Source organism: Streptomyces sp. NBC_01268 (genome assembly GCF_036240795.1).
GTDB lineage: Bacteria > Actinomycetota > Actinomycetes > Streptomycetales > Streptomycetaceae > Streptomyces.
Genome location: NZ_CP108454.1, coordinates 7,223,233 through 7,245,552 on the forward strand (window position 1 = coordinate 7,223,233; position 22,320 = coordinate 7,245,552).

20 protein-coding genes are annotated in these 22,320 nt (G+C 73.4%); 9 read left to right on the plus strand and 11 right to left on the minus strand.

Features of this window, described 5'->3' with window-relative positions:
• Positions 1–17 precede the first annotated feature (17 nt).
• From OG309_RS32520 to OG309_RS32535, 4 genes are all read right to left on the minus strand, one after another.
• Positions 18–1,454, minus strand: coding sequence for a flotillin family protein (locus OG309_RS32520; RefSeq protein WP_329426378.1), 1,437 nt, complete (start codon positions 1,452–1,454; stop codon positions 18–20).
• Positions 1,455–1,535: 81 nt separating this feature from the next.
• On the minus strand, positions 1,536–1,754 hold the full coding sequence (locus tag OG309_RS32525; RefSeq protein WP_329426380.1) for a hypothetical protein: 219 nt from the start codon (positions 1,752–1,754) through the stop codon (positions 1,536–1,538).
• Between the two features lie 14 nt (positions 1,755–1,768).
• The gene (locus tag OG309_RS32530; RefSeq protein ID WP_329426382.1) at positions 1,769–2,476 is read right to left on the minus strand and encodes an alpha/beta fold hydrolase; all 708 of its coding nucleotides are present in this window, start codon (positions 2,474–2,476) and stop codon (positions 1,769–1,771) included.
• A 34-nt stretch (positions 2,477–2,510) separates the two neighbouring features.
• Positions 2,511–3,770: an MFS transporter gene (locus OG309_RS32535; RefSeq protein ID WP_329426384.1), complete on the minus strand. Its 1,260-nt coding sequence runs from the start codon at positions 3,768–3,770 to the stop codon at positions 2,511–2,513.
• Between the two features lie 170 nt (positions 3,771–3,940).
• Between OG309_RS32535 and OG309_RS32540 the strand changes: the two genes are divergently transcribed.
• The 3 genes from OG309_RS32540 (at position 3,941) to OG309_RS32550 (ending at position 6,620) form a co-directional block, all read left to right on the plus strand.
• A complete protein-coding gene (locus OG309_RS32540) occupies positions 3,941–4,963 on the plus strand; it encodes a LacI family DNA-binding transcriptional regulator (RefSeq protein WP_329426385.1) in 1,023 nt (340 codons plus the stop codon).
• Positions 4,964–5,030: 67 nt separating this feature from the next.
• Positions 5,031–5,300, plus strand: coding sequence for a hypothetical protein (locus OG309_RS32545; RefSeq protein WP_329426387.1), 270 nt, complete (start codon positions 5,031–5,033; stop codon positions 5,298–5,300).
• 132 nt (positions 5,301–5,432) lie between these two features.
• Complete coding sequence (locus tag OG309_RS32550; protein ID WP_329426389.1) at positions 5,433–6,620, plus strand: thiolase family protein; 1,188 nt, start codon at positions 5,433–5,435, stop codon at positions 6,618–6,620.
• Between the two features lie 69 nt (positions 6,621–6,689).
• Here the strand turns inward: OG309_RS32550 and trxA are convergent, their stop codons facing one another.
• Positions 6,690–7,064, minus strand: coding sequence for a thioredoxin (trxA, locus tag OG309_RS32555; protein WP_329426391.1), 375 nt, complete (start codon positions 7,062–7,064; stop codon positions 6,690–6,692).
• Positions 7,065–7,188: 124 nt separating this feature from the next.
• On the opposite strand from trxA, the gene OG309_RS32560 reads away from it, so the two are divergent.
• Positions 7,189–8,652 carry a dihydrolipoyl dehydrogenase family protein gene (locus OG309_RS32560; protein WP_329426393.1) on the plus strand — a complete coding sequence of 488 codons (1,464 nt, stop codon included), beginning with the start codon at positions 7,189–7,191 and terminating at the stop codon, positions 8,650–8,652.
• A complete protein-coding gene (locus OG309_RS32565; protein ID WP_329426395.1) occupies positions 8,649–9,521 on the plus strand; it encodes a 3'-5' exonuclease in 873 nt (290 codons plus the stop codon). Before OG309_RS32560 ends, OG309_RS32565 begins: the two co-directional genes overlap by 4 nt.
• A 2-nt stretch (positions 9,522–9,523) precedes the next feature.
• On the opposite strand, the gene OG309_RS32570 is transcribed toward OG309_RS32565, so the two are convergent.
• Positions 9,524–10,081, minus strand: a complete 558-nt coding sequence (locus tag OG309_RS32570) for a TetR/AcrR family transcriptional regulator (protein ID WP_402546677.1) — start codon at positions 10,079–10,081, stop codon at positions 9,524–9,526.
• A 255-nt stretch (positions 10,082–10,336) separates the two neighbouring features.
• Here OG309_RS32570 and OG309_RS32575 point away from each other — a divergent pair, with 255 nt between their 5' ends.
• Positions 10,337–11,734: a purine-cytosine permease family protein gene (locus tag OG309_RS32575; protein ID WP_329426399.1), complete on the plus strand. Its 1,398-nt coding sequence runs from the start codon at positions 10,337–10,339 to the stop codon at positions 11,732–11,734.
• A gap of 112 nt (positions 11,735–11,846) precedes the next feature.
• Positions 11,847–13,499, plus strand: a complete 1,653-nt coding sequence (locus OG309_RS32580) for an amidohydrolase (protein ID WP_329426400.1) — start codon at positions 11,847–11,849, stop codon at positions 13,497–13,499.
• A gap of 8 nt (positions 13,500–13,507) precedes the next feature.
• Here the strand turns inward: OG309_RS32580 and OG309_RS32585 are convergent, their stop codons facing one another.
• The 4 genes from OG309_RS32585 to OG309_RS32600 form a co-directional block, all read right to left on the minus strand.
• A complete protein-coding gene (locus OG309_RS32585) occupies positions 13,508–13,837 on the minus strand; it encodes a hypothetical protein (protein ID WP_329425335.1) in 330 nt (109 codons plus the stop codon).
• A gap of 72 nt (positions 13,838–13,909) precedes the next feature.
• Positions 13,910–14,731 (minus strand): IS5 family transposase, encoded by an 822-nt coding sequence (locus OG309_RS32590; protein ID WP_443067645.1) that lies wholly within the window; start codon positions 14,729–14,731, stop codon positions 13,910–13,912.
• 171 nt (positions 14,732–14,902) lie between these two features.
• Positions 14,903–16,093, minus strand: coding sequence for an RNA polymerase sigma factor (locus OG309_RS32595; RefSeq protein WP_329428658.1), 1,191 nt, complete (start codon positions 16,091–16,093; stop codon positions 14,903–14,905).
• 8 nt (positions 16,094–16,101) lie between these two features.
• Positions 16,102–16,509 carry a YciI family protein gene (locus OG309_RS32600; RefSeq protein ID WP_329426402.1) on the minus strand — a complete coding sequence of 136 codons (408 nt, stop codon included), beginning with the start codon at positions 16,507–16,509 and terminating at the stop codon, positions 16,102–16,104.
• A gap of 220 nt (positions 16,510–16,729) precedes the next feature.
• On the opposite strand from OG309_RS32600, the gene OG309_RS32605 reads away from it, so the two are divergent.
• Together OG309_RS32605 and OG309_RS32610 are read left to right on the plus strand one after the other, a co-directional pair.
• Positions 16,730–17,251 (plus strand): cupin domain-containing protein, encoded by a 522-nt coding sequence (locus tag OG309_RS32605; RefSeq protein WP_329426404.1) that lies wholly within the window; start codon positions 16,730–16,732, stop codon positions 17,249–17,251.
• A gap of 276 nt (positions 17,252–17,527) precedes the next feature.
• Entirely contained in the window at positions 17,528–21,277 is a 3,750-nt protein-coding gene (locus tag OG309_RS32610; protein ID WP_329426406.1) for a choice-of-anchor D domain-containing protein, read from the plus strand.
• Positions 21,278–21,322: 45 nt separating this feature from the next.
• Here OG309_RS32610 and OG309_RS32615 read toward each other — a convergent pair whose 3' ends face one another.
• Positions 21,323–22,201 (minus strand): F510_1955 family glycosylhydrolase, encoded by an 879-nt coding sequence (locus OG309_RS32615; RefSeq protein ID WP_329426408.1) that lies wholly within the window; start codon positions 22,199–22,201, stop codon positions 21,323–21,325.
• Positions 22,202–22,320 lie beyond the last annotated feature (119 nt).

Sequence of the window (22,320 nt, forward strand, 5' to 3'; positions counted from 1 at the left end):
CCTTCGGACAGACGGCGCTACGCTCCGGACGCGGCCCCGTCCCCGTCGCCGACCGTGATCTCCTCCGAACGCGGCGCGGGTACCGCGTCCGCCGGCCCCGCTGCCCCGCCGCCGCTCCCGGCCGCGTCCGGGCCCATGGTGGCGAGCAGCCTGCGGGCGACCCCGAGACCCGTCCCGCCCATGGTCAGGGCCTTGGCGAACATGTCCGCCATGCCGTCCGCACCGTTCAGCAGCACCATCTGATCCACGTTGCCGAACGCCGAAGCGCCCGCCTCCACGATCTCCGGCCACCGCTCGGCCAGTTGCTGCGCGACCACCGCCTCCTGGTTCTCGGCGAGCGCCGCCGCCCGCGCCTTGATCGCCTCGGCCTCCGCGAGACCCTTCGCCCGCGTCGCCTCGGCCACCGCCAGACCCTTCGCGTGCGCCGCCGCGGCCTCCGCCTCACCCGTCACCCGGGTGGCCGTCGCCGTCGCCGCGCTCGCCAGCTCGGTCTCCTTCGCGTCGGCCTCGGCCGCCGAGATCCGCGCGTCCCGCTCGGCCGCGGCCAGCGTCCGCTTCTCGTACGCCAGGGCGTCCGCCGGCTTGCGCACGTCCGTCTGCAGCTGTTGCTCCGTACGGTGCGACTCCAGTTCGGCGACCCGGGTCTCCTGGACCACGACCTCCTGACGCGCCGCCGCGTCGGCCAGCGGACCGGCCTGACGGGCCTTCGCCGACGCCTGGTCGCGCTCGGCCTGGTAGCCCGCCTGGAGGATCTCGCTGTCCCTGGTCGCCTCCGACATGCGCGCCGCGGCCTGCTGCTCCGCCTCGGTCGCCCGCCGGTTGGCCTCGGCCTGCGCGATCCGCGCGTCCCGCTGGACCGCGGCCGCGTGCGGCGCCGCCAGGTTCTTGATGTACCCGGTCGGATCCTCGATCTCGTGGATCTGCAGCGAGTCCACGATCAGACCCAGCTTCTCCATCTCCGTGCCACAGGCCGAACGCGCCTGTCCGGTCAGCTTCTCCCGGTCACGGATCATGTCCTCCACCGTCAACCCGCCGACGATGGCGCGGAGATGACCGGCGAAGACGATGTGCACCCGCTCGGACATCAGCTTCTGCTGGTCGAGGAAACGCCGGGCGGCGTTGGCGATCGACACGAAGTCGTCGCCCACCTTGAAGATCACCACACCCCGCACCTTCAGCGGGATGCCCTGGTGCGTGACGCACTCCACCGAGAGCTGGGTCTCGTTGAGGTCGAGCGAGAGCTTCCGCACCGCCTGGACTCCCGGCATCACCAGCGTGCCGCGTCCGGTGACGATCCGGAACCCCATGCCTTCGCCGAGCCCCTCCATCTTGTGGTTGGAACCGGAGATGATCAACGCCTCGTTGGGCTCAGCGACGCGCCACATCATTTTGAACAGAGCGATCAGAACGGCCAGCGCGCCGACGACGGCGCCCGCCAGGATCCCGAGGCTCATGGGCAGGTCCCCCTTCACCGGAGCCGTGCGGTTCCGGTGAAGGGAGTGTGCGCCCGGTGCGACCGCCGATCAATGGATCGGTCAACTGCCGTACGCGGCTGTGACATAGACGGTGCGCGGCGGTAGATGTTCCACGACCGTCACGACGGTTCCGGTCTCGATCCGCTCCGCGGGGGAGGCCGGATAGGCGAGGAAATGCTCGGCACCACCCCGGATGCGGACGATCACCTCACCGACGAGGCCGGGTCCGACAGTGCCGGTCACCCGGCCGAGCAGTCCCACCATCGAAGCGTCGTCCATGCACAGACGGTACGTCAGATCCATCCGTCCAGGGCGGACATGAACCCGTCGAAGTCGTCCCGCTGGATCGTGTGGCCCGCCCCGGCCACGGTGCGGACGTGGAAGCCGCGCTCCTGGAAGACCCGGGCCCGCTCCGGGGAGACCAGCATGCTCGGGTCGGCCAGCATCAGCAGCGAGGGCACCACCGGGTGCCCCGGCGCCAGGTCCTTGCCGGCGAACGGGCTCAGACCGTGCGCCGAGCGCTCGTCCCAGAGGCGTACGGAATCGAGCTCGATGTCCAGGTCCTCCTCGGCCCAGCGCGGGTTGAACTCCCTCACGTGCTCCCGGGTCAGCGACTTGGCCTGGGTGAACAGCTCGGCCCGGAAGCCGCTGCGGCCCGACGGCAGGTACCAGGCCGGGTCCACGTACACGGCCCGGCGCGGGGCGAGCCGCTCCACCGCGGTCGCCAGGGTGAGGCCGCCGAGCGAGTGGCCGATCGCCAACTCGGCCCCGGCGGGCAGGGTTTCGACCAGGTCGTCGGCGTAGTCCTGCGGCCCGTACCCCGAGGGCCCGCCGGCCCGCCCGCTGGCACCGTGGCCGCGCAGGTCGACGGCCACCACCCGGTAGCCGCGCTCGGCGAGCGCGGGTCCGACCCGCCGCCAGGTGCGGTGGTCGGCCATGATCCCGTGGACCAGGAGCGCGACGCGCTCGCCGGTTCCCCACGTGGTGGTGTGCAACTGCACGGCGGTGCCTCTCTGCGGGGTGCGCGGGCGGTGTCTAGCGCACGGTACGGATCGGGCGCACGGCGAGTGCGCCGAGCACCGACAGTACGGCGGCGACGATGAAGAGCGCGGTGTATCCGCCACTGAGCGAGACGATCAGCGAGGCGACGAAGGGCGCCACGATCTGCGGACCGGCGTTCGCGACGTTCAGCACACCCATGTCGCGGGCGGCGTCCTCGGCCTTGGGCAGCACCATCGTCACCAGGGCGGTGTCCACGGCCATGTAGCAGCCGAAGCCGAGGCCGTTGACGACGGAGAAGGCGAGCATCGCGGTCCAGCCGGCCGAGACGGCCGGGATGACCAGGGCGACGGCGGCCAGCGCCGCCGAGGCGCCGACGAACAGCTTGCGCCGGTCGTAGCGGTCGGACAGCCAGCCGCCGAGCACCGTGGAGACCACCATGGCGACCGAGTTGAGCGGCATCAGGACGGCCACGGCCTCCTCGGCGCTGAGCCCGGCCGGCAGGTCGGTGTGGTCCTTGAGGATGTAGAGCTGGAAACCGGCGACGGCGAAGTAGCCGAGGACGAGCAGGGCCCGTCCGATGAACGCCCAGCGGAAGTCGTGGTCCTTCAGCGCGCTGCCGAACGCCGCCACCTGCTCCTTGACCGGCAGCGGCGCCTTGGCCGGCATGCGCTCCTCGCGCGCGCAGGAGGTGAACAGGACGGCGGTCAGGGCGACGATCGCGCCGAACACGAGGTAGCCGGTGCGGTAGTTCTCCGAGAAGGCGGCACCGACCAGGGCGCCGATGGTGGATCCGATCGGCAGGCCGAGACCGACGGCGGCCGAGGCCTTGCCGCGCGAGGCGAGCGGCACGCGGTCGGGCACCACGGAGGTGAGGGCGGCCTGGTAGATGTTCATCACGGCCTGGCCGAGACACCAGGCGATCATCACCAGCAGGATCGTGTGCACGCTGCCGAGCAGCAGCATCACCGGCACGGCGAGCAGACCGCCCGCGAGGATCCACGGGTTGCGGCGCCCCGAGCGGTCGGAGAGCGCGCCCGCCACCGGGTTGAAGATCGTCGCGAAGATCGCGGAGACACCCGAGACCAGCCCGAAGTTGGCCACCTTCGACGCCGGGTCGATGTCCTCGATCTGGAGCGCGAGGAGCATGCCGGGGACGCCGATGTAGAGCGCGTACATCGCGGTGTTGCCGGTCAGCAGAAGGGGGAGCAGCCCGCGCGTGGGCCGGGGGGAGCCGGGGGAGGCGGCGCCTGCGGTGCCGGTGTCCGGAGAGGTTCCGGGGGAGGAAAGGGCCACGATGCCCTCCTGAGGTGAAGACGCCCGTGCGGGGCGGGAGCGGAAGGGGGAGAGGGGGGTGACACGCTGGTGGTTACACGTGTCAGTGACGCGTGTAACCCCTGTGTAGCACTCGAATCCGGCCATCCGCCAGACCTGAGTCCGGATCGTTCTGGAAAGATGCCGAAGCGATGAGCCAGTCACCCAAGCAGTCCGCCGGACGCACCGTCCCCACCAGCGCCGATGTCGCGCGGCTGGCGGGCGTCTCCCGGGCCACCGTCAGCTACGTCCTGAACAACACCGCGGCCGTACGGATCAGCGAGCCCACCCGCCGCAAGGTCCGCGAGGCGGCCGAGGAACTCGGCTACGTCCCGCACGCCGCCGCCCGCAGCCTGCGGGCCGGGCACAGCCGGATGGTCCTGCTGCCCACCGCCCACGTCCCGATCGGCCCGCTGTACAGCCGCTTCTTCAACGAGCTCCAGTGGGCGCTGCGCCGCCTCGACTACACCGTCGTCCAGTACGGCAGCGTGGGCCTCGACCCGGACGAGGCCGCCCGCGCCTGGGCCGAGCTGCGCCCGGTCGCCGTCGTCTCGCTCGGCGAGGTGGAGCTCACCCCGCAGGGCGTCGACCTGCTCAAGCGCTCCGGCGCCAAGGCCGTGATCACCGTCGGCCCGCAGCGGGTCGAGGGCACCCACGCGCTCGTCATGGACCAGTCCCAGGTCGGTCGGGCCGCCGCCGCCCACCTCGTCGAGCGCGGCTGCCGGACCATCGGCGTCGTGATGCCCGAGGAGCCGGGCCTGGAGATGTTCTCCGTGCCGCGCTTCGAGGGCGTACGGAGCGTGGCGGAGGCGGCGGGCGCGGAGGTCGTGCCGCTGCCGCTCCGCTACGAGGAGGAGCCGGCCGGAGCCCTCGCCGCCCGCTGGCGCGAGCTGCGTCTCGACGGCGTGTTCGCCTACAACGACGAGTACGCCATGCTGCTGATGCGCGCGCTCCAGGACGCCGGGATCGCGATCCCCGGGGAGACCGCCGTGGTCGGCTCGGACGACCTGGTCCTCGGCCGGCTGCTGCGCCCGCGCCTGAGCACGGTCCACATCGACATGGTCCTGGGGCGCGAGCTCGCCGAGCTCGTCGACCGGGTGGTCCGCGACCCGGAGTCGGCGCCGGAGCGGCAGGAGATGCTGGACGCCCGGGTGGTGCGGCGGGAGTCGAGCTGAGGGGCGGGGTGCGGGCTCCCGGCGGCTCCCGGCGGCGCCGGACGGCCGGGCGGCTTAGCGTCGGTTCATGAGCACTCACCCGAAGCGTTTCGAGATCCTGCTGGTGTCCTCCCACGTGGAGGACCGCGGCAGCGCCTCCGTGGAGGACAGTGCCGTCCGCTCGGCGGTCGTCGAGGCGACCGGGCGCACCGGGGAGACGGGCTACCCGATCTACGAGGGCCACGGCCTGGTCGCGGACATCGATCCCGAGACGCGCACGGTGGAGGCGCTGCTCGTCGACGGCAGGGAGCTCGACTACGGTCTGACGGCGCTGATCAGGGGGCCGGGTACGGCCTGAGGGGGCGTTGACAGGAGCCGTGGACGGGCGGAGACTCGGGCCCGCGGGGACGAAGAAAACTTCACCAGGCGAACGCCGGGTGGTCTCCCCGCGCCGTTGTCCGTACGCGAAGGTCACGTGGGAGAGAAACCGATGAGCATCCGCGACGTCTACATCGTCGACGCCGTCCGCACCCCGATCGGCAAGTTCGGCGGTGCCCTCTCCTCCGTCCGCCCGGACGACCTCGCCGCCCACGTCGTCAAGGCGCTCGTGGAGCGCACCCCGGACCTGGACCCGGCCCGCATCGACGACGTGTACTTCGGCGACGCCAACGGCGCGGGCGAGGACAACCGCGACGTGGCCCGGATGGCCGTCCTGCTCGCCGGACTGCCCACCTCGGTGCCCGGCGTGACCGTCAACCGGCTGTGCGGCTCCGGTCTGGAAGCCGTCATCCAGGCCGCCCGCGCCGTCGCCCTGGGCGATGCCTCCGTCGCCATCGCGGGCGGCGTCGAGTCCATGTCGCGCGCCCCCTGGGTGCTGCAGAAGCCCGAGCGCGCCTTCCCGGCCGGCCACCAGCAGCTGCACTCCACGACCCTCGGCTGGCGCATGACCAACCCGAGGATGCCCGCCGAGTGGACCGTCGCCCTCGGAGAGGGCGCAGAACTCGTCGCCGACAAGCACGCCCTCACCCGCGAGGCCCAGGACGCCTTCGCGCTCGCCAGCCACCAGAAGGCGGCCGAGGCCTGGGCCAAGGGCCTGTACGACGGCGAGGTCGTCCCGTACCCGGGCGCCGAGCTCGTACGGGACGAGTGCATCCGCGACAACACGTCGCCGGAGGCGCTGGCCCGGCTCAAGCCCTCGTTCCGCCCCGACGGCGGCACGGTCACCGCGGGCAACGCCTCCCCGCTCAACGACGGCGCCGCCGCCCTGCTCCTCGTCGACGAGGAGGGGCTGCGGGCGACCGGCCGCGAACCGCTCGCGCGCATCCGCGCCTCCGCCGTCACCGGCATCGAGCCGCAGCTCTTCGGGCTCGGCCCCGTGGAGGCCGTGCGCAAGGCGCTCGACAAGGCGGGCCGCGGCTTCGGGGACCTCACCACGTTCGAGCTGAACGAGGCCTTCGCCGCCCAGTCCCTCGGCTGCCTCGCCGAATGGCCGGAACTCGACCCCGCCGTGGTCAACCCGCGCGGCGGCGCCATCGCCATCGGTCACCCGCTGGGCGCCTCCGGCGCGCGCCTCGCCGGCGCCGTCGCCCACCAGCTCGCCGCGGCCGGCTCCGGCACCGGCCTCGCCGCGCTGTGCATCGGCGTCGGCCAGGGCCTCGCGCTCGTCCTGGAGCGCTGACCCCCGCGCCACGGCACGCGAAAGGGGGTGGGCCGGAGACCCTCCGGACCACCCCTCACCGCACGCGGGTCACTGCCCCTGCTGCGCCTGCGCCTCCGCGATGGACTTGCGCACCTCGTCCATGTCCAGACCGCGTGCCTGGCCGATGACGTCCTCCAGGGCGGCCTCCGGCAGCGCGCCGGGCTGGGCGAAGACGGCGACCTTGTCGCGGACGATCATCAGCGTCGGGATCGAGCGGATCTCGAAGGCCGCCGCGAGCTCCTGCTGGGCCTCGGTGTCCACCTTCGCGAACACGAGGTCCTCGTGCCGCTGGGAGGCCGCCTCGAAGACCGGCCCGAACTGACGGCACGGGCCGCACCAGGAAGCCCAGAAGTCGATGAGAACGAACTCGTTCTCGCTCACGATCTGGTCGAAGTTGTCCTTGGTGAGCTCGACAGTGCTCATGCTTCCTACCTCTCCGGGGCCGGCGTCCTTGGCGCGCCTTCCTCACGGTCCCCTCGGGACCCGCCCCGCACAACGGCGTATCGAGCCGCGCTATTCCACGCACCTGCCCGGCAGACTGTCTGTCATGACACGAACGGCGCGCAACGAGCACGAGCACGAGTACGACGTGGTGGTCCTGGGAGCGGGGCCGGTCGGCGAGAACGTGGTGGACCGGGTGCGTGCCGCCGGGCTCAGCGCCGCGGTCGTGGAGGCCGAACTGGTCGGCGGCGAGTGCTCGTACTGGGCCTGCATGCCCAGCAAGGCGCTGCTCAGGCCCGCCATCGCCCGTTCGGAGGCCCGCAGGGTGCCCGGACTGCGCGGTCACGCCTACGGCCCGCTCGACGCCCGCGACGTCCTCGCCCACCGGGACGCCGTCGTCGGCGACTGGAAGGACGACGGCCAGGTGGCGTGGGTGGAGTCCACCGGCGCCCGCCTCTTCCGGGGCCACGGCCGGCTCCTCGGACCCCGCCGGGTCGTGGTGGAGGGCCCCGAGGGCGACCGCCATGTGCTCGCCGCGCGGCACGCCGTCGCGGTGTGCACCGGCAGCCGCGCCGTCCTGCCCGACCTGCCCGGACTTCACGGGGCCGGGCCCTGGACGAGCCGCGAGGCGACCAGCTCGTCGCAGGTTCCCGGGCGGCTCGTGGTGGTCGGCGGTGGTGTGGTCGGCGTGGAGATGGCGACGGCCTGGCAGGCCCTCGGCTCGCGCGTGACGCTGCTCGTACGGGGCGGGGGAGTGCTGCCGAGGATGGAACCGTTCGTCGGCGAGCACGTCGTCACCGCCCTCGCCGAACGCGGCGCCGACGTCCGTACGGGTGTCACCGTCGCCGCGGTCGTGCGGGACGGGCGCACCGGCCCCGTCAGCGTCGTCCTGGAGGGCGGCGACCGGGTCGAGGGCGACGAGGTGCTGTTCGCGACCGGCCGCCGGCCGCGGACCGAGGACATCGGCCTGGAGACGGTCGGACTGGAGCCGGGGGCCTGGCTCCCGGTGGACGACAGCCTGCGCGTGGCGGGCCACGACTGGCTGTACGCCGTGGGGGACGTCAACCACCGGGCGCTGATGACCCACCAGGGCAAGTACCAGGCGAGGATCGCGGGGGCCGCCATCGCGGCCCGGGCGGCGGGTACCGGCGCCCTGGACACCGCCGCCTGGGGCCCGCACGCCGCGACCGCCGATCACACGGCCGTCCCCCAGGTGGTGTTCACCGACCCCGAGGCGGCCTCCGTGGGCCTCACCCTCGCCGCCGCCGAGGCGGCCGGACACCGGGCGCGCGCCGTGGACGTCGACATGGCGTCGGTCGCCGGGGCCGGTCTGTACGCCCCGGGCTACCGGGGGCACGCGCGCCTGGTCGTCGACCTGGACCGCGAGACCGTCCTCGGTGCCGCCTTCGTCGGCCAGGGCATCGGTGAACTCCTCCACGCGGCCACCGTCGCCGTCACCGGCGAGGTCCCGATCGGGCGCCTCTGGCACGCGGTACCCGCCTACCCGACCCTCAGCGAGATCTGGCTCAGGCTCCTGGAGGCGTACCGGGACGGGGCGGACACGCCGTGAGCGGCGGGGAGCGCGTCAACGCGTACGACGCCTCCTGCGCGGACTGCGGCGGGCCGGTCCCCGCGGGCGCCGGCCTGCTGCGGCACGGGGCCAGGGGCTGGGAGGTCTTCCACCCCGGACACGCCCCGGAGCCGGGGCCGCCGCCACGCGGCACCCATCCGGGGTGGCACCGGCGACGGCTGTGGGCCTTGGACATCGGATCCACCGGCCACCGGCCGGGTGTCGACCGGATCCGGTCGGCGGCCCTGCGGGGCAGCGACGGGACGGCGCACGACTGGATCCTGGACATCGGATCCGACATCCAGGATCCGACCGCCGCGCTCCCCGACACCCACGCCGACGCCCTCCCCGGCACCGTCGTCGACGCCCTTCCCGAGCCCCTCCCCCCACCGCTCGCCCTGGAGGAGCTCGCCACCCTCCTCACCGCCCACCTCACCGCCGGGGAACTGCTCGTCGTCTGGTTCGCCCCGCACGTCCTGAGCACCCTGCACGCCGAGCTCCTCCGCCACGGCCTGCCCCCGCTCGTCGAGCGGCTGCCCGCCGGGGTGGCGCCCGTGTGCGACCCCCTGGTCCTCGACCGGCACGCCGACCGCTACCGTCCCGGCAGCCGGTCGCTGCGGGCGGTCGCCGAGTGGTACGGCGTCCCGCACGCCACGCCGGGCGATCCGGCCTCGGACGCCGCGGCGAGCCTGCTCGTGGCCCAGGCCGTCGCGGCCTGCCATCCGCCGCTGGCCCGGCTCTCCCGGCCGGCCCTGCACACCGAGCAGGTCATCTGGTACGCGGAGCAGACGAGCCGTCATCCCGACGCGCTCGCCTGGCCGTTCACCCCGGTCGAGCCGCTGCCCTGGCAACCCGCGCCGGAAGACTGAGCTCAGGCGGGCGGGATCAGCAGCGCGGCCGCCGCGCGGGCGGCGTCCAGGGCGGGCCGGGAGTCCCGGCCCGACTCCTGGCCGAGGACCACGCGGGTGCTCAACCCGTCCAGCAGGGCGAGGAGTTCGGAGGCCCGGGCGGGCGCGTCCAGCGGGGCGTAGTGGGACCGTTCGACGCCCTTGACGAGCAGCGCCTCCAGATCCTCCTGCCAGCCCCGGTCCAGTTCGCGCTGGGCCTCGCCCAGCTCGGCGTTGGCCGGGGTGCGGGCCCACAGCTCGATCCAGAGCGTCCAGCGCGGGTCGCGCGGTCCGCGCGGCAGGTAGAGCCGCAGGAAGAGGTCGAGCCGGCGCGGCACCGGGATCCGGCGGGCGAGCAGGAGGCGCCGCTCCTCGGCCAGGGCGGCCTCGCTCCAGCGCAGCGCGGCGAGCAGGAGCAGGTCCTTGCTGCCGAAGTAGTACAGGATGTGGCCGCCGCTGGTGCCGAGGCGCTCGGCCAGCGCGGACATGGTGAGCGCGGCCAGCCCGTCCTCGGCGATGGCGGTCATGGCCTCCTCCAGCATCCGCTCCCGCGTGATGCTGCCGTCCCGCCGCCGTCCCGCCCGCGCTGCGCCTGCCACCGCTCCCGGCCCCGTTTCCGTTCGCTCGTCCTCGTGCCGTCCGGCACGTCCCTGCGGGGTCGACCCTAACTGCTTTCCGCCGGGGTCTTGACGTGGCCGGAACTCATCGCACATCTTGAATGCCATTCAAAGAGTTAGAACGCCATTCAAGAAGCGGTGTCCCTAACCGGACACGACAGGACACGACAGGAGCACGCTGTGCCCGGACACGAGACGCCGCCCGTGACAGCGGGCCGGGACGAGGTCTTCCAGGTCGAGGAACACGGCATCGACCCCATCCCCGACACCGAACGCCACGGCGGGGCCAAGGACCTCTTCTGGCTCTGGTTCGGCTCGAACCTCACCTTCACCTACGTCATCAACGGCGCCCTCGCCGTCGCCTTCGGTCTCTCCTTCTGGCAGGCCACCGCCGTCGTCGTGCTCGGCGGACTCTCCTTCTTCGCCATCAGCGCCGCCGGCCTCAGCGGGGTGCGCACCGGCACGGCCACGCTCGTCATCTCCCGCGCCGCCTTCGGCGTCCGCGGCAACTGGCCCGCCGGACTGCTCAACTGGGTCGTCAGCATCGGCTACACGATCGTCAACACCGTCGTCGGCACCCTCGCCCTCGAGGCCTTCCTCGCCGACCTCGGCTGGAGCGGCGGCCCGCTCCCGCGCGCCCTCGCGCTCGCCGTCACCCTCGCCCTGACCTTCGCCGTCGCCCTGTGGGGGCACGCCACCGTCCAGTGGGCCGAACGCTGGATGGCCTACGTCCTCGCCGTCGGCTTCGGCGTCCTCATCGCCCTCGTCCTGCCCGGCACCGACACCACCGCCCCCGCCGCCGGGCCCGGCGCGTCCGGCTGGAGCCTGGCCCTCGTCGTCATGTTCGCGGGCCCCTTCTCGTACGTCCCGATGCCCGCCGACTACACCCGCTACCTGCCGCGCACCACCTCCCTCAAGGCGCTCACCTGGAGCGGCGGCCTCGGCGGTCTGCTCTCCTCCGTGGCGCTCGGCGTCGCGGGCGTCGCCGCCGCGACCCAGGCCGACATGACCGACGCGGTCGCCGGTACGGAGGGTCTGCTGCCCGGGTGGTTCCAGCCGGTCTTCCTCGCGCTGGTCCTCGGCGGCTCCGTCACCAACTCGATCATCACGCTCTACTCCTCCAGCCTGAACCTCCAGGTCCTCGGCATCCCCTGGACCCGTGCCCGCGCGATCCTCGTCAGCGCGGGCGTGACCGCCGCGGGCTCGCTCGGCGCGCTGTTCCTCGTCGACTTCACCACCTCGCTGCTCTCCTTCCTCTCCCTCCTGATCATCGTGTTCGCCCCCTGGGGCGGCGTCTTCCTCGCCGACATGGTGCTGCGGCGCTGCACGTACGACGCCCAGGCCCTGCACCACGCGGGAGACGGCCCCTACCGGTACCGGTCCGGCTGGCACCCGGCCGGTCTGGTCGCGCTCCTCGCCGGAATGCTGTTCGCGGCGCTGACCTGCGACTCCGAGCTGTGGACCGGCCCTCTCGTCGCCCCGCTGGGCGGCGCCGACCTCACCCTGCTCGGCTCGGTCGTCTCGGCCCTCGTCTACGTCCTCCTGGCCCGCCGCACCGTGCGGCCCGTCGCGGCCTGACCCGGCCGCCCCCGAGCCGAGCCCCGCCCGACCCCCCTCCCCTCAAGGGAACCCGACCCCCCTCCCCTCAAGGGAACCCGACCCCCCTCCCCTCAAGAGAAGAAGACCCCGAATGAACCGCCCCGCCCCCGCCGACCTCCTCCTCACCCGCGCCCGCGTCCACACCGTCGACCCCGCGCGGCCCGAGGCCCAGGCCCTCGCCGTCCGGGACGGCCGGATCGTGTGGGTCGGCAGCGACGCCGAGGCCGGCGCCTGGGCCGGCCCGCACACCCGCGTCCTCGACGCGGGCGGCCGGCTCGTCCTGCCCGGCTTCGTCGACGCCCACAACCACGTGCGCCTCGGCTCCGACGACGCCTGCGTCCAGCTGGCCGGCGCCCGTGACCTCGACGCCGTGCACGCCCGTATCCGCGCCTGGCACGCGGCGCACCCCGACGCGTCCTGGATCGAGGCCGAGGCCTTCGACTACTCCGTGATCCCCGACGGACGGATGCCCACCGCCGTCGACCTGGACCCCGCGACCGGCGACACCCCCGCGCTCGTCCTCAGCTACGACGTCCACACCGCCTGGCTCAACACCGCCGCCCTGCGCCGCCTCGGCGTCCGCGCGGGCCACACCGAGCTGCCGTTCGGCACCGCCGTGACCGATCCGGCCACCGGCGAACCCACCGGATTCGTCAAGGACTTCGCCGTCAAGGGCCTCTCCCGCGACGGACACCGCGCCCTGCGCGAGCTCGGGGTCCCGTGGGCCTCGCCGGACCGGCAGTACGGGCGCCTCGCCAAGAGCCTGGACGACGCCGCCCGTTACGGCATCACCACGGTCGTCGAACCCCAGAACTCCCTCGACGACCTCGCCCTCTTCCAGCGCGCCCGCACCGAGGGCCGGCTCCGTTCCCGGATCGTCGCCGCGCTCTTCCACCCGCGCGGCACCACCGAGGCGGACCTCGACGCGTTCGAGGCGGCGGCCGAGGAGTTCGCCGACGACCGGCTGCGCGTCGGGCCGCTGAAGCTGTACATCGACGACGTCGTCGAGCCCCGTACCGCCGCCCTCCTCGAACCGTACGCGGGCTGCGGCCACCACCGGGGCGACACCTTCTACCCGCCCGAGGAGTTCGCCGAGCTCCTCACGCGCCTCGACGCGCGCGGCTTCCAGTGCTTCGTGCACGCCACCGGCGACCGGGGCATCCGTACCGTGCTCGACGCCGTCGAGCGGGCCCGCGCCGTCAACGGGCCCCGCGACGCCCGCCACCAGATCGTGCACGTCGAATGCCTCGACCCCGCCGACACCCCGCGCTTCGCCGCCCTCGGCGTCACCGCCTGCATGCAGCCCCGGCACGCCGCCCCCGACATCGCGGGCCCCGGTCAGGACTGGGCCGAGAACATCGGCCCCGAGCGCTGGCACAAGGCCTGGCCGCTGCGCAGCCTGCACCGCGCGGGCGCGCTGCTCGCCCTGTCCAGCGACTGGAACGTCGCCGAGATGGACCCCATGATCGGCATCCACGCCGCCGTCACCCGCCGCCCGCCCGGCGGCGGCGAGGCCTGGACCGCCGGGGAGGCGATCGACGTCGCCACCGCCGTCGAGGGCTACACGATGGGCTCGGCGCGCGCCAACTTCCTGGAGCACGAGCGCGGTTCGCTGACCGTCGGCAAGCTGGCCGACTTCGTCGTCCTGTCCCGGGACATCCTCCGCGTCGACCCCGACGCCATCCCCGGAACGGTCGCGGAGACGGTCGTCGTGGGCGGGGAGGTCGTGCACAGCCTCGGCTAGGTCGTGTTTTAGAACTCGCTGACCTGCTTGGTTGGCCGTCCGGGGAAGTCGCGGGCGGCCATCCAGATGGTGAGGTCGCGGGCGATGTTGCTGATGCTGGTCGCCGTGGTGACCTCGTGCTCGTCGCGGGAGGTGTCACGGCGGACGATCTCGTAACCGCCTTCATCGAGGACGGCCACGGAGGCGAACCAGACGGGGTCGTCCTCGTCGGGCTGGACGACGACGAAGGTGTTGTCGGAGTTGTTGAGGTCGCTGATCATCATGAACAGCGCGTCCTCGGAGGGGTCGTCGATGCGGTCGCCGTTCTCGCTGTCGGCGCCGTAGTACTGAGCCCCCATCGCTGTCTCTCCCTCACCCTGTCGATCCTGGTCGCGGTCAGCATTGCATGAGGAACCGACAGCTCAGACCGGTCATAACCATTCGCCGATCGCGGCGATCAGGACGGTGGCTTCGAAGCGGACGGCGAGTTTGTCGAACCTGGTGGCGACCGCACGGTTGCGCTTGAGCCGGTTGATCCCGCACTCGACCGCGTGCCGGGCCTTGTAGTCCTCGCGGTCGAACGCCGGAGGCCGCCCGCCGGCCTTCCCCCGCCGCTTGCGGTTGGCCACCTGGTCGGCAGGCTCGGGGATCGTGCACCGGATTCCCCGCTTTCGCAGGTAGGCCCGGTTGGCCTGGGACGAATACGCCTTGTCGCCCCGCACTCGCAGGGGACGGACACGGGGACGGCCCGGTCCGGTGCGGGGGACCCGGATGCCTTCCAGGACGGCGGCGAACTGAGGACTGTCACCACTCTGACCTGCGGTGACCAGTAGAGACAGCGGCCGCTGGCCTTGCTCGCAGGCCAGGTGGATCTTGGTGGTGAAGCCTCCCCGGGACCGGCCCAGGCCGTGGTCGTCGGGTTCGCTGCGGGTGCCGCCCGGCGGTTCCTTCTGGGCCTGTCCGTCGCGGCGGGCGCCTGCAGCGTGCTGATGGGCCCGGCAGATCGTGGAGTCGACGTTGACCTCCCACGTGATCAGCCCGCCCGCGTCCGCCCGGGCCTGCAGTCCGGTCAGCAATTCGGGCCAGGTGCCATCACGTTGCCAGCGGCGGAAGAGTCCGTAGACCGTTTGCCACGGCCCGTACTCCGACGGCAGATCCCGCCACGGAGCACCGGTACGAACCCGCCACCGGATCCCATCGATCAGCCTCCTCCGCCCCACCGCCGGCCTGCCCCGCATCGCGACCGGCAGCATCGGCTCGAGCACGGCCCACTGCTCGTCAGAAAGATCCCCTCGCCCCACACCGCGATCATCACGGCGCAGGGCGAACGGCGAAGCCCACTTCTAAAACACGGCCTAGCGCCTGTCGTCAAACTCCCGTCGTCGCCCGAAGGGCGGCCCCGCGCGGGAGTTTGACGACAGGCCCTAGGTCGGGTCCGACGCCTCCCGCCGGACCAGACCCTGGCGGGCAGGCCGGAGGAGGGTGTTGAGCCGGGCCGCCTGCCGGGTCAGGTGCTCGCGCTCGGCGAGGTCGGTGGCCCGGTGGGCCGCCTCCGCGTACAGGCGGGCCGCCGTCGTGAGGTCGCCGTCGCGCTCGTGGAGGTACGCGGCCACCGCGGAGTGGCGGGGGAGCGAGTCGTCCAGTTCCGCGAGGGCCGCGAGCCCGGCGCGCGGGCCGTCGGCCTCGCCCACCGCGACCGCGCGGTTGAGCCGGACGACCGGGCTGTCGGTGAGGCGTACGAGCTCGTCGTACCACTCGACGATCTGCACCCAGTCGGTCTCCCCGGCGGTGGGCGCGTCCGCGTGGAGCGCCGCGACGGCGGCCTGCGCCTGGAACTCGCCCAGCCGGTCGCGGGCGAGGGCCGCCTGCAGGATGTCGACGCCCTCGGCGATCAGCGCGGTGTCCCACCGGCCGCGGTCCTGCTCGGCGAGCGGCACCAGGCCGCCGTCGGGCGTCGTCCGGGCGGCCCGCCGGGCGTGGTGCAGCAGCATGAGGGCCAGCAGCCCTGCCACCTCAGGGTGGTCGATGCGGGCGGCGAGCTGCCGGGTGAGCCGGATGGCCTCGGCGGAGAGGTCGACGTCGCCGGAGTAGCCCTCGTTGAAGACCAGGTACAGGACGCGCAGCACGGTGGCGACGTCGCCCGGCCGGTCGAGGCGCACGCCGGAGACGGTGCGTTTGGCCCGGCTGATGCGCTGCGCCATCGTCGCCTCCGGCACCAGATAGGCCGCCGCGATCTGGCGGGTGGTGAGCCCGCCGACGGCGCGCAGCGTCAGCGCGACCGCCGACGCCGGGGTCAGCGACGGGTGCGCGCACAGGAAGTAGAGCCGCAGCGTGTCGTCCACCGCGGGCGCCGGACCCGGCGCCGGTTCCTCGGCGGCACGGTCCTCGCGCCGGCGCCGGGCGGCGTCGGCGCGGCTCGCGTCGAGGAACTTGCGCCAGGCCACGGTGACCAGCCAGCCCTTCGGGTCGCGCGGCCGGTCGCCCGCCACCCCGCCCCGGAGCGCCTCGACCAGGGCCTCCTGTACGGCGTCCTCGGCCGCCGCGAAGTCGGCTCCGCGGCGGACGAGGACACCGATCACGCTCGGGGTGAGGCTCCTGAGCAGGACCTCGTCCATGGGGGAGGTCACTCCGTGACGGTGGGAGGCGCGGTCAGGAAGGGGCGCACCTCCAGCCACTCGTGGATCGGCTCGCCGCCCGCCCCGGGGGCGGCGGACAGCTCCCCGGCCAGCTCGACGGCGCGCTCGTAATCGGCCACGTCGATGATCATCCAGCCGGCGATGAGGTCCTTCGTCTCCGCGAACGGGCCGTCGGTGACCGGCGGGCGCCCCTCCCCGTCGTAGCGGACCCAGGCGCCCTCGGGGGCGAGCGCCTGACCGTCGACGAACTCGCCGGTCTTCTCCAGCCGCGCCGCGAAGTCGTTCATGTACCGCACGTGGTCCGTGATCTCGTCCGGGGTCCACCGGGCCATCGGGACGTCGTTGACCGCGGCCGGGGCGCCTCGGTAGTGCTTCAGCAGCAGGTACTTGGCCATGATGTCTCTCCTCGGTCTCCTGCGACCCATAGTGGCCGCGTTCACCCCTGGGACGGAGCCGGACGCGCGATCTCGACATCGCCGCCGGATTTTCCTTCCACGGATGTCACGGCCGGGGTCCGCGCGCCGAAACGGTGGTGTCCGCCGCCGAGAACGGGGACGCCAAGGGTGTGCGAAACGGAATGGCGTGCTCGGATTTCAAGATCGTAAAGTTGCCGCCATGACCGAGAAGACGCCCTCCGAGTCCGCCGCCGTCGCTCCCTTCCCGCCCGTCCTGACCCGGCACGCCGAGGCCGAGACCTGCGCCGACCCGAGCAGCGTCATGACGCTGCTCGCCGACTCGCACCAGACGGCCGACGGCTTCACCAGCTACCGCTCCACCTTCGCCAAGGGGGCCGTGGGCGCGCCCGCGCACTTCCACACCAAGGCCACCGAGCTGTTCTTCGTCATCAGCGGCTCCCTCCAGGTCCTGGTCGACGAGGAGATCACCGTCCTGGGCGCCGGCGACTTCCTCGCCGTCCCGCCGCACACCCCGCACGCCTTCGCCGCCGCGCCGGGCTGCGAGGCCGACGTCCTGTTCGTCTTCACCCCGGGCATGGGCCGCTTCGACTACCTGCGCCTCCTCGGCCGGGTCATGCGCGGCGAGGCCGACTTCCAGGAGATCGCGGACTCGGCCGAGCGGTACGACAACCACTACGTCGACAGCCCGGTCTGGCGCGCCGCCCTGGAGGCCTCGGCCTGACGGCCCGGCCTGCCGGGGACGGCCTGACGGGCGCGGCTTCGATGGGCATCCCGCCCACCAGGGCTGACCCCCCGTCACCACCCGTGCACCCCGCGCCCGGTCGGGCGGACCGCCACCAGGACGCGGCCGGACCACCCGACCAGGTGAAGTGGGCCGAGTCCCCCACGTCGCGGAGTCCGCGTGCGGCAGGCTCACTCCACCATGGCTGCATCATGGCCACGGCGGGCCGCGCACACACCGGCTCGCCGCCGCTGCGCGCATGTGAAGGTGGACGCGATGACCGGCAGACGCAGGGTGCTCGCCAGGATGCTGACGATGTGTCTGATCCTGGGCGCGGGAGGGTGGTCGGGGCCCGGCGCGGCCGGCGCGGACCGCACACCGCCCGCACCGGTCCCCGTCGGACGGGGTGTCGCCGCCGACCAGACCACCGTCTCGCACGACGACTTCCGCACCGGCTGGGACCAGGACGAACCCGGCCTCGCCCCCGACCAGGTGTCCAGCTCCGACTTCGGCCAGCAGTTCTCGACCGCCGTCGACGGCCAGGTCTACGCGCAGCCCCTCGTCGTCGGCGACACCCTCGTCGTCGCCACCGAGAACAACAAGGTCTACGGACTCGACGCCGCCTCCGGGGCCGTTACGTGGACCCGCGACCTGGGCCCCGCGTGGCCCGCCGCCGCCATCAGCTGCGGCGACCTGGTGCCGAACATCGGCGTCACCTCGACCCCCGTGTACGACCCCACGAGCAACGCCCTCTACCTCACCTCCAAGGTGAACGACGGGGCCGACGACCAGCACCCCAACTGGTACGTGCACGCCGTCGACCCCGCGACCGGCGCCGAGCGCAGCGGCTGGCCCGTCAAGGTCGCCGGCTCGCCCTCCAACGACCCGGGGCGCGCCTTCAACCCGTACACCGCCGCACAGCGTCCCGGGCTGCTCCTCATGGGCGGCTCCGTCTACGCGGCCTTCGCCTCGCACTGCGACCACGGTCCGTACGTCGGTTACGTCCTCGGCGTCAACACCTCGACCCGCAAGACGACCCTGTGGGCCAGCGAGGACTCCTCCGCCAACGGCATGGCGGGCATCTGGATGAGCGGCGGCGGCCTCGTCTCCGACGGGCCCGGCCGGATCATCCTCAGCACCGGCAACGGCGTCACCCCCGCCCCCGGCCCCGGCGGCATGCCGCCCGGGCAGCTGTCGGAATCCGTCGTCCGGCTCGGCGTCAACAGCGACGGCACCCTGTCCGCGCAGGACTTCTTCAGCCCGTCCAACGCCAACCAGCTCGACCTCAACGACACCGACCTGGGCTCCGGCGGCCCCGTCGCCCTCCCCGGCACCCCCTTCGGCACCAGCAGCCACCCCAAACTGCTCGCGCAGATCGGCAAGGACGGCCGGCTCTTCCTCCTCGACCGCGACGACCTGGGCGGGCGCTCCCAAGGCCCCGGCGGCACCGACAAGGTCCTCGGCACCTTCGGACCGTACGAGGGCGTGTGGGGTCACCCGGGGGTGTACGGCGGACAGGGCGGCTACGTCTACACGATCGGCTCCCGCGGCCCGCTGCGCGCCTTCGCGTACGGCCTCACCGGCTCCGGCCAACCCGCGCTCACCAACACCGGGAGCAGCACGGAGAGCTTCGGCTACACCTCCGGCTCGCCCGTGATCACCTCCACCGGCACCAACCCCGGCTCCGCGCTCGTCTGGGCCATCCACGCGGACGGCTCCAACGGCGCCAACGGCCGGCTGCGCGCGTACGACGCCGTCCCCGTGAACGGCGCGCTGAAGCTGCGCTGGTCCGCGCCGATCGGGACCGCCGCCAAGTTCACGGTGCCCGCCACCGACGGCGGCCGGATCTACGTCGGCACCCGCGACGGGCACGTCCTCGCCTTCGGCCGCCCCGCCAACACCGCCCTCACCGCCGCCCCCGTCGACTTCGGCAAGGTCGCCGTCGGCTCGACCGGCGGCGCGACGGCGACGGTCACCGCCACCCGCGACGTGACCGTCAGCGCCGTCACCACCCCGTCCGGAGGCGCCTTCACCGCGAGCCCCACCGGGCTGCCCCGCACCCTGCACAACGGCGACACCTTCTCCGTGCCGGTGTCCTTCACGCCGACCGCGCCAGGACCGGACAGCTCGGTCCTCACCTTCGCCACCGACCTCGGCGACAGCGCCCTCGGCCTCACCGGATACGGCACCCGGCCCGGCCTCGTCGCCGCGCCGACGACGCTCGACTTCGGCACCGTGCCCACCACCACCGAGAAGTCCCTCGGCGTCACCTTCACCAACACCGGCACCCAGCCCGAGACGGTCTCCGCGACCGCCTCGCCCGGCGCCCCGTTCAGCGCCGCGGGCCTGCCGGCCGACGGCACCGTCGTCCAGCCCCAGCAGTCCGTCTCCGTCCAGGTCGCGTACGCCCCCACCAGCAGCGGCAACGACACCGGCACCCTCTCCGTGACCGGCCAGAACGGCACCGCGACCGTGGACCTCACGGGCAGCGCCGTCACCGGCGAGGCCCGCCTGACCATCACCCCCACCTCGACGGCGTTCGGGTCGGTGAAGGTCGGTCAGTCCGTGACCAAGACCTTCGACATCAGCAACACCGGCAACATCCCGCTCACCATCACCAAGGCCAAGCCGCCCGCCGCCCCCTTCCACGTCACCAACCCCCTCAGCGAGGGCCAGGTCCTCGGTCCCGAGGACGTCGTCCACCAGGCCGTCACCTTCTCGCCGACCTCCCTCGGCACCGTCCAGGCCGCCTACGCCCTCACCTCCGACGACGGACACGGCGCCCTGGACGAGAGCCTCTCCGGCACCGGAGCCGCCGGCAGCGGCGTCACCGTCCCCGGGCCCGACGCCGGCGGCTGGAAGCTCAACGGCAACGCCCTGATCTCCGGCGGCGACCTCCAGCTCACCCAGGCCACCCCCGGCCAGCGCGGCACCGCCGTGTGGCCCGTGCCCGTGCTCACCGACGGCCTCAAGGCCACCTTCACCACCGTCATCGGCGGCGGCGACGGCGCCGACGGACTCTCCTTCGCCCTCCTCGACCCGGCCAGGACCACCCCGGGCGCCCTGGGCGCCGGGGGCGGCGGACTCGGCTACTCCGGCCTGCCGGGCACGGCCGTCACCTTCGACACCTACGACAACGGCACGAACGACCCCTCGGCCAACTTCGTCGGCATCGCCACCTCGGGCAGCGGCGACGCCCTCACCTACGCCTCGACCACGACGAGCGTGCCCAACCTCCGCTCGGGCGGCCACACCGTGGACGTGGCGGTCACCGGACGCACCCTCACCGTCTCCGTCGACGGCACCCAGCGGCTCAGCACCAGCGTGGCCTCGCTGCCGCCCACCGCCTTCCTCGCCTTCACCGGATCCACCGGCGGCAGGACCGACATCCACGCCGTCCGCCGGGCCACGATCACCGCCCCGGCGTACGCGGTGCCGCCGCCCGGCCCCAACGGATGGACGTACAACAGCAGCGCCAAGCTGTCCGGCACCACCCTCGAACTCACCCCCGTCCAGACCTACCAGCGCGGCTCCGCCCTCCAGGCAACCGCCGTGCCCTCGGCCCAGCTGAAGGCCCGGTTCACCGCCACCATCGGCGGCGGCACCGGCGCCGACGGACTCGCGCTGCTCCTGCTCGACGCGAGCCGCGCCACCCCCAAGGCGCTGGCCGTCAACAGCGGCGGCAGCCTCGGCTTCGCCGGACTGCCGGGCGTCGCCGTCACGCTCGACACCTTCGACAACGGCGCCAACGACCCCTCGGCGAACTTCGTCGCGGTCGCCACCGGAGGCAGCGGCACCACCCTCACCTACGCGGCCACCGCGACGAACGTCCCCAACCTGCGCACCGGCAGCCACACCGTCGACGCCGTCGTCACCTCCACCGGCCGCCTCCAGGTGAGTGTCGACGGCGCCCGGGTCATCGACGTGGCCGTGACCCTCCCGAAGAACGTCCTCGTCGGCTTCAGCGGCACCACCGGCGGCCGCACCGACCGGCACGCCGTCACCGGCGTGCGGATCGGCTACTGAGCGGGGGGACGGGCGCCCGTCCCCCCGCACGGGCGGCGGTGGTCCTCAGTGGCCGTCGCCGCCCGACGTCACCGCCATCCGACGGGTGAACGACTTCCCGCCGTCCACCGACTCGTACACCCCGTCCCGGGTCGCCGCGAGGACCCGGCGCCCGTCCACGGCGGTCAGCGCCTGCGGCGCGCCGCCCGGCACGGTGGACACCCGGCTCCAGGTGGCGCCCGCGTCCGCGCTGCGCAGCAGCACCCCCTCGGGGTCGACGCCGAACAGTGCGTCCGGGGCGCCCCACGACACGTAGGCGACGAGCTGCCCGGAGAGCGGCCTGCCGAAGGTGCGCCCGCCGTCGGTGCTGCGGACCACGCCCCGCTCGGTGGTGGCGAGCACGGTGCCGGGGGTGGCGGGAGCGACGGCGATGTCCAGGACCTCCAACTCGGCGCGATCCTCCCAGGCGAGCCCGTCGCGGCTGACCCGCAGCCGCCCGTTGCTGCTGTCGTAGCCGTAGACGGTCGCGTCGGCGGAGGTGTCGAGGGAGTGGAAGTCGACCTCGCCGGCGAGCGACCTGGTGGTCCAGGAGGTGCCCTTGTCGGTGGAGGAGATCAGGCCGAGGTTCGACGGGCCGTCCGTGCCGGGGGCCGGGTGGCCGCTGGCGAGGAAAGAGCCCTCCGGGGTCACCGTGAACCCCATGAAATCGTCCTTCCGGTCACCTACCAGCGCGGGCCGCCCGTCGGCTCCGGGCGTGTAGACGCCCTCGTGGGTGGCGACGTACAGCTTGCCGCCGGCGGTACCGACGCCATGGATGTGGCTGAGCGCCGTGGAGGCGTCGGAGCCCGCCTCCGAGCCGGGCGCCTCGTCGGAGCCGCAGGCGGTCAGGGCGAGGGCGAGCGCCGTGGTGAGCGCGGCGGCGAGTGCGGCGCGGTGCTTCTTCATGTGTCTGTGGTCCCAGGGGTACGGGGGAGGGGCGGCCCCGCACCGGGGTGCGGGGCCGCCTGGGGAAGGGCAGAGGAGGGTGGGTTGGATCCAGGACTTCGGATCCAGGATCCTGGTCC

Excerpts from the sequence above, each read along its gene's own strand:
- OG309_RS32585 (WP_329425335.1), bottom strand. The coding sequence starts at position 13,837 with ATGGGGGCTCAGTACTACGGCGCCGACAGCGAGAACGGCGACCGCATC.
- OG309_RS32580 (WP_329426400.1), top strand. The coding sequence starts at position 11,847 with ATGAACCGCCCCGCCCCCGCCGACCTCCTCCTCACCCGCGCCCGCGTC.
- OG309_RS32540 (WP_329426385.1), top strand. The coding sequence starts at position 3,941 with ATGAGCCAGTCACCCAAGCAGTCCGCCGGACGCACCGTCCCCACCAGC.
- OG309_RS32595 (WP_329428658.1), bottom strand. The coding sequence starts at position 16,093 with ATGGACGAGGTCCTGCTCAGGAGCCTCACCCCGAGCGTGATCGGTGTC.
- OG309_RS32600 (WP_329426402.1), bottom strand. The coding sequence starts at position 16,509 with ATGGCCAAGTACCTGCTGCTGAAGCACTACCGAGGCGCCCCGGCCGCG.
- OG309_RS32570 (WP_402546677.1), bottom strand. The coding sequence starts at position 10,081 with ATGCTGGAGGAGGCCATGACCGCCATCGCCGAGGACGGGCTGGCCGCG.
- OG309_RS32605 (WP_329426404.1), top strand. The coding sequence starts at position 16,730 with ATGACCGAGAAGACGCCCTCCGAGTCCGCCGCCGTCGCTCCCTTCCCG.
- trxA (WP_329426391.1), bottom strand. The coding sequence starts at position 7,064 with ATGAGCACTGTCGAGCTCACCAAGGACAACTTCGACCAGATCGTGAGC.
- OG309_RS32560 (WP_329426393.1), top strand. The coding sequence starts at position 7,189 with ATGACACGAACGGCGCGCAACGAGCACGAGCACGAGTACGACGTGGTG.
- OG309_RS32545 (WP_329426387.1), top strand. The coding sequence starts at position 5,031 with ATGAGCACTCACCCGAAGCGTTTCGAGATCCTGCTGGTGTCCTCCCAC.
- OG309_RS32520 (WP_329426378.1), bottom strand. The coding sequence starts at position 1,454 with ATGAGCCTCGGGATCCTGGCGGGCGCCGTCGTCGGCGCGCTGGCCGTT.
- OG309_RS32615 (WP_329426408.1), bottom strand. The coding sequence starts at position 22,201 with ATGAAGAAGCACCGCGCCGCACTCGCCGCCGCGCTCACCACGGCGCTC.
- OG309_RS32550 (WP_329426389.1), top strand. The coding sequence starts at position 5,433 with ATGAGCATCCGCGACGTCTACATCGTCGACGCCGTCCGCACCCCGATC.
- OG309_RS32525 (WP_329426380.1), bottom strand. The coding sequence starts at position 1,754 with ATGGACGACGCTTCGATGGTGGGACTGCTCGGCCGGGTGACCGGCACT.
- OG309_RS32590 (WP_443067645.1), bottom strand. The coding sequence starts at position 14,731 with ATGCTGCCGGTCGCGATGCGGGGCAGGCCGGCGGTGGGGCGGAGGAGG.
- OG309_RS32610 (WP_329426406.1), top strand. The coding sequence starts at position 17,528 with ATGACCGGCAGACGCAGGGTGCTCGCCAGGATGCTGACGATGTGTCTG.